Genomic DNA, 12134 nt, shown 5'->3' on the forward strand with positions numbered 1-12134 from the left:
GTCAGAAGCTCTGGGGCGTGTTGACCCACAACACCTGGGCTTCCGTGCTGCCAATGTTCCGGTAGCCATGCGGGAGGTGCGAAAAGAAAAAGAAGGAGTCGCCTTTGCTCACGCGGATAGTCTGATCGGCCACGGTGAGTTCCAGTTCTCCTTGCAGTACATAGCCCATTTCTTCGCCCTGATGCTCGAGAAAGCCCTGGGACGAGGTTCCCGCGGGGATGTGATGGATATTGGATTCCAGCAGGGCGCACAGATGGTTGGGGAGCAGCGTTTCCAGCGACACGCCATCGCCAGCCCGTCGATGTTCCGTCCGCAGTATTTGTCGCTGACCCTCCCGCATGACCGTCACCGATCCAGTGGTGTTGTCTTCTTCAATAAACAGCTTGGCGACACTGATTCCCAGCGTCACGGCAATCTTGTGAAGCATCGGGAGGGAAGGGCGGACCTTGCAGTTCTCGACTTTCGACAGGAAGCTCTCAGTGCAGCCGACTTTCTCCGCCAGTTGACGCAAGCTCAGCTTGCGATTGAGTCTCGCGTGCTTGAGCCTTCCGCCGATGACGATTTCCTGATTAATTTCGTTGTTTTCCATAATATGCGATGGCGCGATCAGTACTGGACCGGATTTATCGTTCCGTCTTCGGTGAAGTTTCTCGATCCGGCGTGAATCTTCGATAATTCTACGGCACGGATTAATAGTATTCCGGCATTTCGAAATAGTAACGCATTTTCGATTTGGCGTGTAGCAATGTAACGAGTGCAGGCATGGGGTCGATAAATCGGCGAGATGTCGACGTCACCTCCGCCGCGTCGGCATCGGAGCCAAATTCAAGGGGTGGTTTTCGCGATCCGCAGCCTGATTGTGGCTTGGATGCCGCTTTTTGTTCGTATAAATGACACTAACATTCCTGCTAGTCAAGTGACTTGACTTTATGGGGTTGGCTGGGCAAACTGGGTGCCACGATAAACGACGCCCCCCGGAAACAATGCAAGTCGACAATCCCACATCTGTATCCACGGTGACAGCCGCACCGCTTATCAACGGTGCCAGGCTCTCGGACCGCCACCGCGCGATGGCCGAAATCGGCGCCACCGGCAATGGCGGCGTTAACCGTCAGGCACTGACGGCAGAGGACACCAGGGGGCGGCAACTCCTTCTGGACTGGGCTTCGGGGAGGGGTTACATCACGGCCATCGATCCGATCGGCAATCTTTTTATCCGCCGCCCGGGCGCGCGGCCGGAACTCAGTCCTGTCATGACGGGATCGCATCTCGATTCCCAGCCCACGGGCGGCAAGTTCGATGGCGTATTCGGGGTGCTGGCCGGGTTTGAAGTCCTTGAAACGCTTGACGATCATGGCGTGGTGACAGAGCGCCCGATGGAGCTCGTCGTCTGGATGAATKAAGAGGGTTCGAGATTTCCCCCGCCGACGATGGGGTCGGCGGTGGCGTCAGGCGCCTTGCCGCTCGACAGGGCACTGGCAATACGCGATGCGAAAGGCATCAGCGTTGGCGATGCGCTGGCGACGCAGATCGAGGCGCTTCCGCACTTGCAAAGCAGGCCTCTGGGCGGCAAAGGGTTTGCGTATATCGAGGCTCACATCGAGCAGGGCCCCGTCCTCGAAGATGCGGATTGCGACATCGGCATCGTCAGCGGCATTCAGGGTCTTCATTCCTATGAGATCGAAGTTCGCGGGATGGAGGCCCACGCCGGCACCACGCCATTGCGACACCGGAAAGATGCGCTGCTTGCGGCGACGGTGCTGATGGCACGGATTCGGAGTGAAATTGCGGATCCGCTCGACATACTGCGCTTCACCGTCGGACGGCTTGAAGTGGCACCCGGCTCGCCMAACACGGTTCCCGGAAAGGTTACCTTCAACATCGATCTCCGGCACCCGGATCCGGATCATCTCCTGCAAACGGGCGAGAAGATCCTCCAGATGTGTTCGAGCGAAGTCGAGCATTGCCCCGTCTCCGCCAAGGTATTGCTGCGCTCGACTCCCGTGAAGTTCGACGACCGTGTCGTGGCGGTTGTCGAGGACTCGGCGAAGGCTCGGAACCTGACGCACATGAGCATCGTCTCTGGCGCCACTCACGACGCCAAGTACATGGCAGACCACACGCCTACGGCCATGATCTTCGTGCCTTGCGAGAAGGGCATCAGCCATAACGAGGCAGAGCATGCCMGCGACAAGGATCTGGCCGCGGGCGCACAGATTCTTTGCGACGCAATGCTGGCTGTCATGTCAGCCAGGCTGTGACCGGATAGCCCGCCACTTGTCGCTCACACGGCGAGCCCGATGGATTGGATCTTCCACATCGCTCGCCGTGCGATCGCCATGGCCCAGGCTCGACCAAGATCAACGACCGGAGACAAAATTGTCCGCAATAAATCAAACGTCAGGCGGCGACGCAGCAGTATCTTCCGTCTATCGAAAGGTGGATCTACACCTGCTGCCGCTACTGTTTGTCGGCTTCATGTTCGCGTACCTCGATAGAGTCAATGTCGGTTTCGCGAAGCTGCAGATGCAGAGTGACCTGGCACTATCCGATGCGGCCTATGGGGTCGGCKCCGGCATCTTTTTCGTGGGTTACGTCCTGTTCKAGATCCCGAGTAACCTGCTGCTTCCGAAGGTGGGGGCGCGGGTCACCTTCAGCCGGATCATGGTGCTGTGGGGGATCGCGTCAATCTGCATGCTGTTCGTGAACAGTATTCCGGCCTTTTATGCGGTGCGCTTCTTGCTCGGCGTTTTCKAGGCCGGCTTTGCTCCTGGCGTGCTGTTTTATCTGTCCCGCTGGTATGGTCCGTCGCGCACTGCCGGCGCCATCTCCATTGTCTGGCTCGCGGGACCGGTCAGCGGAATCGTGGGCGGTCCTCTTTCCGCCTGGATCATGACGGCGTTTGCAGGGGCCGGCAATCTATCCGGCTGGCAATGGATGTTCTTGCTGGAAGGCGCCCCGTGTGTCGTCCTCGGCGTGATCGCCTACTTCGCCCTGTCGGATGGCCCGGCTACCGCGAAATGGCTGAGCCCGCAGGAAAAGCGCCTGCTTCAAGGGGAACTGGGCAGGGATGCCGGACGCCATGGTTCTTTCCGTGCTGTCCTGAGGGACCCGAAGGTCTATATTCTTGCCGTGGCCTACCTCTGCATCATCGCGCCAATCTACGCTCTCAGCTTCTGGCTTCCGACGATCCTCAAGCTCGAAGGCGTMGCCAGCACACAGCAGCTGGGCTGGTATTCAGCCATCCCCTACGTTGCTGCTGCATTGGCCATTTTTTATGGTGGCCGCAGTTCCGACAAGCATCGCGACAGACGTTTCCACATTKCGCTGCCTGTGTTCGTCGGCGTCCTCGCCTTTGTCGCCTGGATATTTGCCGACGGTAGCCTTCTGCTCACCATCGTTTGTCTCACACTCGCCACGGGGATGATGTGGATGGCAAATATCGTCTTCTGGGCCGTACCGCCGGAGTACATCAAAGGCGATGCGAGAGCGGGGGCGATTGCACTGATCAATACGATCGGTCTTTCCGGTGGGTTCTTCGGGCCAAGCATCATCGGATGGTCGAAGAGTCTGACGGGAAGCATGCATCTTGGCTTCTTGATCGTGGCCGCGATGCTTTTCATCTCGGGAGTCATCGTCCTCCTTCTGCGCTTGCATCCGGAAGACGTCGTTGAATTCGCATCGGATGGGCATGCACMGGTTCCCGCGGGAACGCGAGGCATGGATTGATCACGCCCGCGCTCAGGTAGCCGTTTCGTTGCGCGGCTGCTGGGGCATTCCGCTCTTATTGTTGGTTCTTTATTGGCATCGCTATGAAACTGGACGAATATGCGTCGCTTGATGGCGTAGGTTTGCACGATCTCATATCGAGCGGACAGGTCAGCCCCGCGGAAGTCGCGGCCGCTGCGCTGAATGCGCTCGAGGCTATCAACCCGAAGATCAATGCCGTGGTCGAGCATTGGCCCGCGGAGGCGGACTCAACCGCGTCCGCGGAACCAGGAAGCCTGCTTTCCGGCGTGCCCTTCCTCATCAAGGACCTGGGCGTGGCGATGAAGGGCCGCAGAAGCGAACTGGGTAGCCGGATAGCGCAAGGGCTGATTGCACGGGAAGACTCGAATCTGATGGTCAKATTCCGAAAGGCCGGCCTCGTCACGCTCGGCAGGACGACGATGCCCGAGCTGGCGGTGAGCACGACCACAGAGGCACGCGTGTGCGGGCCGACCAGGAATCCGTGGAATCTCGATCGCGGTGCCGGCGGCTCGAGCGGGGGCGCCGGCGCGGCCGTCGCAGCCGGAATCGTTCCGCTTGCCCATGCCACTGACGCCGGTGGCTCGATTCGCGTGCCCGCGGCATTGAATGGCCTGTTCGGCCTGAAGCCGACAAGGGGACGCGTATCCAACGGCCCCGCCGTAGACGAGGTATGGAACKGACTTGGCGTGCACTTTGGCGTGAGCCGGTCGGTGCGTGACAGCGCCGCCTTGCTCGATGCCGTGACCGGTGCCGGCATCGGCGAGCCGTATCAGATTGCGCCACCGGCCGACAGTTATCTGTCGGAACTCCAGCGCAGTCCGGGGAAGCTCAGGATCGGCTTCCTGCTCAACCCACAGAATTCCGGGCGGACCACCACTGTCGTGGCGGATGCCATCCGCGCCGTTGCCCGGTCTCTTGCATCGCTGGGCCATGAAGTGGAGGAAGTCACGCCGGACCTGGGCGTAAGCTGGGACAGTTTCGTTCACGCCAACGCGCAGATCTGGACCGCGAACGCGGCCATGAGGCTCAACGCCATCTCGGCGGCAACCGGCAGGCCCGTGACCCCGGGCATTCTCGAACCGGCGACATTCGCGGTCTACGAGTATGGGCGTCGCGTCAGCGGTACGGACCTGCTGGAGGCGCTGCAGGTCCGGAATGCCGTTACGCGGGCGACGGGCAAATTCTTCCTGGGCTACGACCTTCTCCTGACGCCGACGCTGCCAGATCTCGCGCCTCGGATAGGTGAGTACAACAAGGACGAGGGAATGCTTGATGGCTACGGCTGGATCGCGCACGTGCTCCAGCAATCACCATTCACCCCGTTGCCGAACGTTGCGGGGTTGCCCGCCATGTCGGTTCCGTTGTCGTTCGATAGCGCAACAGGATTGCCAATTGGCTCCCAGTTCGTTGCGGGGTTTGGACGAGAGGACATCCTTTTCCGCCTGGCGGCCCAACTGGAAGCGGCCATGCCCTGGCAAGGCCGCCGGCCGCCCGTGTGGGCCGGATCCCCGTTGGCTGACGCTGACTGACTCATTATGCGAAGGCGGGCGGCGCAGGGCTGTGCGCCAGCGTGGCAATGACMGGGCCTGCCGGCAGTTGTACTGGAGAGCCCGTCTGTAATACAATGCGAACCATTCTMATTTGCGATCTGTGAGGTTTGGCCGTGCCAGACTGATCATCATCAGGAATGCAGCATGGCTGCCGCCGAATCCGCTCTCCAGCGTCACGTTCACTCCCTCTATAGCGAGCACAACCGATGGCTCCAGGGCTGGTTGCGCCGCAAGCTGGGCAATGCCTGCGATGCGGCAGACCTGGCGCAGGACGTGTTTCTCCGCCTGCTCCACCGGCAGGCCGCGGATATCCGGGAGCCCCGCACCTACCTGAGCACGATCGCGCGCGGCCTGGTCATCGAGCACTGGCGGCGCCGGGAGCTGGAGCTGGCCTGGCTGGAGACGCTGGCGCAGTTGCCGCCGGCCCACGCGCCGTCGCCAGAGAGCCGGCTGCTCTTCCTGGAGGCCCTGATCGCCATCGACCGCATACTCGATGCGCTCAAGCCGCAGGTGCGCACCGCCTTCCTGTGGGCCCAGCTGGAAGGGCTGACCTGCCGGCAGATCGYGGAGCGCCTCGGGGTGTCGCTGGCGACGGCCGAACGCCATGTCGCCGCGGCCCTGCGCCATTGCTACGCTGTGCGCTTCGGTGACTGATCCCGCCAGTCCCTGCGGACCCACGCCGCCCGCGCCCGAACCCCGGATTCCCGCTCGCATGGTCGACAAGGCCGTTACCTGGACGATCCGGCTCGACTTCGGCGAGCCCACCGCCGGCACGCGCGAGGCGTTCGCACAGTGGCTCAAGGCGGACCCGCTGCACGCGCTCGCMTGGCAGCGGGTGCAGGCGCTGCGAGACGATTTCTCCGGCGTACCGGCAGCGCTTGCGCTGGATACGCTGCAAACCGCCGGCGCGCGGCGCAGCGCCGGCGGCCTGAAACGCCGTCAGGCGCTCAAGGTGCTGGCGCTGGCAGGTATCTCGCTGCTTGCCGTGCAGGGTGTGCGAGAACTGGCGCCATGGCAGCGCCTGCTTGCCGATACCAGCACCGCCACCGGCGAGCAGCGTACCGTGCGGCTCGATGATGGCAGCACCATCGTGCTCAATACGGACACGGCCATCAGTACCGGACTGGGCGCCGAGCGCCGCCTGATCACGCTGCGGCGCGGAGAGATCCTGGTCACCACGGGCCATGACGATGAATTTTCCGCCGCCAGCGGCGCGGCGCGGCCCTTCTGGGTGCAGACGCCGTTCGGCAGCCTGCGCGCATTGGGCACGCGCTTCGTGGTGCGTATCGAGGGCGCGCGCGCCCGGGTCAGCGTGCAGGAGGGCGCCGTCGCCCTGTATCCGTCGGCGGGCAATGGCGAGGACGTGGCACGCGCGGGGACGACCTGGTGGCTTGCCGCAGACGGCAGCACGCCGGCGGCGGCGCCGCCCATCGCGCCGGACGGCTGGGCCGAGGGCGTCATCGCCGGCAAGGACATGCGCCTGGCCGACGTGCTGGCCGAACTTGCCCGCTACCGCACCGGCCGCATCGTCTGCGATCCGCGCGTGGCGGACCTGCGCATATCCGGCACCTACCACCTGCGCGACACCGATCGGACGCTGCGCTTCCTGGCGCAGTCGCAGCCCGTTTCCATCGCCTATCGCACGCGCCTCTGGGTCACGGTTGGTCCCGCCGGCGGAAATTGACGCCACTTTGCCCATGTGCGGAAAAAAACCAGGGAAATATTGAGGGGATTTCGATTCTCGACCGGCCTACTGCGTAGGAACTTCAAACACCACGCTGCCGGAGAAGAGAATCTGATGTCTGCAACACGCCATGCCACTGCCATCGCCAACGCGCGCCCACCTCGACCCAAGCCGTTCGCGCTTGCACTGCACCACGCCTTTGTCTGTCTTGCGATGGGCGCGAGCGTGGCACCGCTCGGCGTKAGGGCGCAATCGCAGCCGGCGGATGCCACCGCGACGCTGCCGGCGGTGACCGTCACCGCCGCCACCGAGGCGCCGGGCGAATTGCCACCGGCCCATGCCGGCGGCCAGGTGGCGCGTGGCGGCCGCCTGGGGCTGCTGGGCAACAAGGGCGTGATGGACACGCCCTTCGCCGTGACCAACTACACCGCCCAGCGGATCGAGGACCAGCAGGCCGTCACCCTGGCCGAGGTGCTGAACAGCGATCCTTCCGTTCGCTTCACCGGCCAGGTCGGCGGCGTGACGGATTCCTTCTATATCCGCGGCTTCCCGATCAACGAGGGCAACCTGTCGGAAATCGCGTTTGACGGCGTCTACGGCGTTTCGCCCAACTACCACCTCTTCACCGAGTACCTGGAGCGGGTCGAGGTGCTCAAGGGCCCCGCCGCCCTGCTGTACGGCATGTCTCCCAACAGCGGCGTGGGCGGCGTGGTCAATGTCGTGCCCAAGCGGGCACTGGCGCAGGACCTGACGCGCTTTACCCTCGACTACGCGTCTGACGCGCAGGTGGGCGGCGCGATCGACCTGAGCCGCCGCTTTGGCGATGACCGGGAGTGGGGCATCCGTTTCAACGGCCTGCATCGCCAGGGACAGACCCCGCTGGACAACCAGAAATCGCGCGCGGAGGTGGCCGCGCTGTCGCTCGATTATCACGGCGAGCRCCTGCGGGCTTCGCTCGACCTGATCGAGCAATACCAGTGGGTGGACGCGCCGACGCGGCCCTTCCTGGTCGCGGCCGGCGTGCAGGTGCCCGCGGCGCCGGACGGCCGGCGCAATGTCAGCCAGCGGTGGGGCTGGTGGAAGTCCAATGATGTCTCGACGCTGCTGCACGCGGAGTACGACATCACCGACAACGTGACCGTGTTTGCCGACGCTGGCGGTACCCGCTCCGACGTGGCGCGGCTGTCGGACCAGACGCCGACCATCCTGAATTCGGCGGGTGCCACCTCGTCGGCGATACAGAACTGGAGGTTCCAGGTCAACCGGTCGAGCTTCGATACCGGCGTCAGGAGCAAGTTCGAGACCGGCCCCGTCAAGCACGCGCTGGCGCTGCAGGCGAACCTGTATATGGACCGCTTCGCCAGCGCCAACGTGGCCGGCACGCCTGTCACGTCCAATATCTATGCGCCGGTCGACCGCCCGGCGCAGGATATCGCCGCGCCGCAACGCGTGCCCAAGGTGTCCGACTCCACGCTGTCGGGGCTGTCCCTGGCCGACACCCTGAGCGTGCTCGACGACCGCGTGCAACTCACCCTCGGCCTGCGCTACCAGCAGGTMAAGTCGAACAACTACGCCGCCACCGGCGCCAAGACCGCCACGTACGACGAGAGCGCCGTCACGCCGCTGGCCGGCATCGTCTTCAAGCCCTGGCAGCACGTCTCGCTGTACGCGAACTACATCGAGGGACTGAGCAAGGGCGATATCGCGCCGGCGGTGGCGTCGAACGCGGGGCAGGTCTTCTCCCCGTACAAGACCAAGCAGCACGAGGTCGGCGTCAAGTACGACGCGGGCAAGGTGATGGCAACGCTGGCCGCTTTCCGCATGACCAAGCCCAGCGGCCAGTTGTCCGGCACGGTCTTCTCCGTCGACGGCGAGCAGCGCAACCAGGGCCTGGAGCTGACGATGTCGGGCCAGGCCTACAAGGGCGTGCGCCTGCTCGGCGGCGTGACCCTGCTCGACGGCGAACTGACCAAGACCAGCAGCGCGGCCACGCTCGGCAACCGCCCGGTCGGCGTGCCCACGGTGATGGCCAACCTGGGCACGGAATGGGACCTGCCGTGGGTGCCCGGCCTGACCCTGACCGGCGCCGTCAACTACACCGGCAGCGAATACGTGAACCAGGCAAACACGCAGCGGGTGCCGTCGTGGACCACGGTGGATCTGGGCGTGCGCTACAAGTCCTCGCTGTACGGCAAGTCGACCACCTTCCGTGCGGGTGTGTTCAATGCCTTCGATCGCAGGTACTGGTCGGGGGTGGCCTCGTTCAGCACGATCTCGCTGGGTGCGCCGCGTACCTTCATGGCGTCCATGAGCATGGACTTCTAAGCCATTGAGGGCACCTTGCCGCGCCTTTTCCTGCGCTCTCGCCTGTCTCGCCCTGTGGGTTGGCATGCCGTTGTCCACGGCGCGTGCCGCGCCGGGCACGGAGCAGGCCCGCTCCTTTGCCATCGGGCCAGGCCCGCTCTATGTGGTGCTCAACCGCTTCGCCAGCGCTGCCGGCATCGATCTTTCCTACGATGCGGCGCTGCTCGGTGCCGCCGAGAGCCCCGGCTTGCAAGGCAGCTATTCGGTGCCGGCAGGGCTGAGGGCGCTGCTGGCGGGAACCGGGCTGGAAGCGGTGGCGCTGCCGGGCGGCGGCTTTTCCTTGCGCAGGGCGCGCGAGGGCGCCCGCAGCGAGGCGGCGCCGGTGCTGCCCACGGTGACGGTCACCGGTACCGCCGCCGCCGCGGGCGAATTGCCGCAGCCCTTCGCGGGCGGGCAGGTCGCGCGCGGCGCCCGGCTGGGAATGCTCGGCAACACCGACATCATGGACGCGCCGTTCAGCCTCACCAGCTACACCGCCAGGGCGATMGAAGACCAGCAGGCGCGCACGGTGGGCGATGTGCTGGCCAATGATGCGTCGGTGCGCTTCGTCAGCCAGCCCGGTGGCATCCTCGATGCCTTCACGATCCGCGGCTTTCCGGTGGGCAACGGTAACTTCGGGGAAATCGCCTTCGATGGCCTGTATGGCGTTGCCTCCAACTACCGCGTGTCCACCGGCTATATCGAGCGCGTCGAGCTGATMAAGGGCCCGACCGCCATGCTGATCGGCATGGCGCCGAGCGGCAGTGTCGGCGGCGGCATCAACATCGTCCCCAAGCGGGCCACCGGACCGGACCAGATGCAGGTCACCGCCGACTATGCCGCGACATCGCAACTGGGTGGAAACGTTGACCTGAGCCGGCGTTTTGGCGCCGCGCGGCAGTTCGGCATCCGCCTCAACGGCAGCTACCGGGCAGGGGACACCAGGCTGGACAACCAGTCGCGCAACGCTGGTGCCGGCGCGCTGGCGCTCGACTATCAGGGAGAGCGCCTGCGTGCGACGCTGGACTTCATCGGCCAGCGGGAAAGGATCAACGCGCCGTCACGGCTGCTGCACATCCTTCCCGGCATCGCCGTGCCCGGCGCGCCGGATGGACAGCGCAATATCTCGCAGCCCTGGGAACACTCCAGGATCAGCGACCAGTCGCTGCTGCTTCGGGCGGAATACGAGATCGGCGACAAGCTGGCCTGGTTCCTGGACGGCGGCGGCGGCCGTACCCGGGTTGCCAGGCTCTTTGCCATCACGCCCACCATCGTCAACGAGGCCGGCGACATTGCCGTGTCGGATACGAACTACAAGTTCAACGTGGCCCGGGCTACCGCGGATACCGGCCTGCGGGCCCGCTTTGACACCGGGCCGGTCGGCCATCGCCTCAATCTGGTGGTCAGCGGCTATCGGGATCGACTGGGACGAGGCTTCAACAATTCGCCCGTCACCCTGCTGACGAACCTTTACCAGCCGGTTTCGCTTCCCATGCAGTTCATCGCGGATCCGGCCAGCGTGCCAACGGTTTCGGAAACCCGCCTGACCGGCGTGGCGCTGGCCGATACGCTGTCGCTGCTGGACCAGCGCGTGCAACTGACGCTGGGCGTGCGTCACCAGCAGGTCAGGTCGGCGAATTTCAGCACCGCCGGCGCCGTGACTTCGCGCTATGACGAATCGGCCGTGACGCCCATGCTCGGCCTCGTGGTGAAGCCCTGGCAGCRCGTCTCCTTCTACGCCAACCGCGCCGAAGGGCTGAGCAAGGGCGACACCGCGCCCGCCAGCGCCAGCAACGCCGGCGAGGTCTTCGCGCCCTACAAGTCGATACAGTACGAAGCCGGCGTCAAGGTAGAKCKGGGAGGCATGATCGCCACGGTCAGCGCGTTCCAGATCACCCGGCCGGGTGGGCAGATGTCCGGCACGCTGTTCACCGCAGACGGCGAGCAGCGCAACCGCGGACTGGAGCTTGGCCTGTATGGCGAGCCGGTGCCAGGCGTGCGGCTGCTGGCCAGCGCCACCGTGCTCGATGCGAGGCCGGTGCGCACCGACAGCGCCGCGACCGCCGGCAAGACCCCCATCGGCGTGCCCAGGCTGCAAGCCAACCTGGGCGCCGAATGGGATGCCGCCTTCGCGCCMGGGCTGACGCTGACCGGCAGCCTGGTCTACACGGGCAGCCAGTATGTGGACCAKGCCAATACGCAACAKGGCATTGCGCAATGGACCCGCGTTGACCTTGGCGCGCGATACCGGACTACGCTGGCGCGCCGGCAGACCACCTTCCGGCTCAACGTCCGCAATGTCTTCGGCCAGCGCTACTKGGCCGCGGTCGATGCCTTCGGCGGCGTGGCGATCGCCGAGCCGCGCACCTTGCTGCTGTCGGCGACGATGGGCTTCTGATCCCATGTGACCGCATTGGAATTCCGGCAGGCCGCCGGTGTTCTCATCCMGGTGCGCCTCAAGGGTCCTCCCGCTGCCGCGTCATGCCGGCGTGATCGCCCAGATGTTTCCCGATGTTGGCGGCGCACGAACACACGGTGTCTGTTGTGTTGGTTTTTGCCTGCCAGATCAAAGCCTTCCCACACCGGGCTTCGGCGCTATTTTCCCCCTCGAGAAAAATTTCTCCCAAGCCCAGCCTGCGTTTGCGGGCGATTCGAGGCGACATGGCCCACCTTGGCACACTCCATGCGTTTGTACCTCCCGAGCGAAGCAAAGATGCTCGACAGCAAACGAACCGAAGTCCCAATCGATACCCGGCCAGMTGGCCAACCGCCTTCCAGGAGAACTGCCATGACTACCACCCTCGCCA

Annotated in this window: 8 protein-coding genes; 7 read left to right on the top strand and 1 reads right to left on the bottom strand. The window is 64.5% G+C overall.

Going from position 1 to position 12134, the window contains the following annotated elements:
* Position 1 precedes the first annotated feature (1 nt).
* The gene (locus tag AC1DKV_RS31375; protein ID WP_441622954.1) at positions 2 to 589 is read right to left on the bottom strand and encodes a cupin domain-containing protein; all 588 of its coding nucleotides are present in this window, start codon (positions 587 to 589) and stop codon (positions 2 to 4) included.
* 394 nt (positions 590 to 983) lie between these two features.
* On the opposite strand from AC1DKV_RS31375, the gene AC1DKV_RS31380 reads away from it, so the two are divergent.
* From AC1DKV_RS31380 to AC1DKV_RS31410, 7 genes are all read left to right on the top strand, one after another.
* On the top strand, positions 984 to 2261 hold the full coding sequence (locus tag AC1DKV_RS31380; protein WP_477138820.1) for a M20 family metallo-hydrolase: 1278 nt from the start codon (positions 984 to 986) through the stop codon (positions 2259 to 2261).
* A gap of 118 nt (positions 2262 to 2379) precedes the next feature.
* Complete coding sequence (locus AC1DKV_RS31385) at positions 2380 to 3729, top strand: MFS transporter (protein WP_477138821.1); 1350 nt, start codon at positions 2380 to 2382, stop codon at positions 3727 to 3729.
* Positions 3730 to 3812: 83 nt separating this feature from the next.
* Positions 3813 to 5279, top strand: coding sequence for an amidase (locus AC1DKV_RS31390; protein WP_477138822.1), 1467 nt, complete (start codon positions 3813 to 3815; stop codon positions 5277 to 5279).
* 165 nt (positions 5280 to 5444) lie between these two features.
* Positions 5445 to 5954, top strand: coding sequence for a sigma-70 family RNA polymerase sigma factor (locus tag AC1DKV_RS31395; protein WP_477138823.1), 510 nt, complete (start codon positions 5445 to 5447; stop codon positions 5952 to 5954).
* A gap of 58 nt (positions 5955 to 6012) precedes the next feature.
* Positions 6013 to 6984, top strand: coding sequence for a FecR domain-containing protein (locus AC1DKV_RS31400; RefSeq protein ID WP_441622964.1), 972 nt, complete (start codon positions 6013 to 6015; stop codon positions 6982 to 6984).
* 111 nt (positions 6985 to 7095) lie between these two features.
* Complete coding sequence (locus tag AC1DKV_RS31405) at positions 7096 to 9309, top strand: TonB-dependent receptor (RefSeq protein WP_477138825.1); 2214 nt, start codon at positions 7096 to 7098, stop codon at positions 9307 to 9309.
* A 64-nt stretch (positions 9310 to 9373) separates the two neighbouring features.
* A complete protein-coding gene (locus tag AC1DKV_RS31410) occupies positions 9374 to 11725 on the top strand; it encodes a TonB-dependent siderophore receptor (protein WP_477138824.1) in 2352 nt (783 codons plus the stop codon).
* Positions 11726 to 12134: the final 409 nt, after the last annotated feature.

This window comes from Cupriavidus sp. 05T41 (assembly GCF_056396525.1).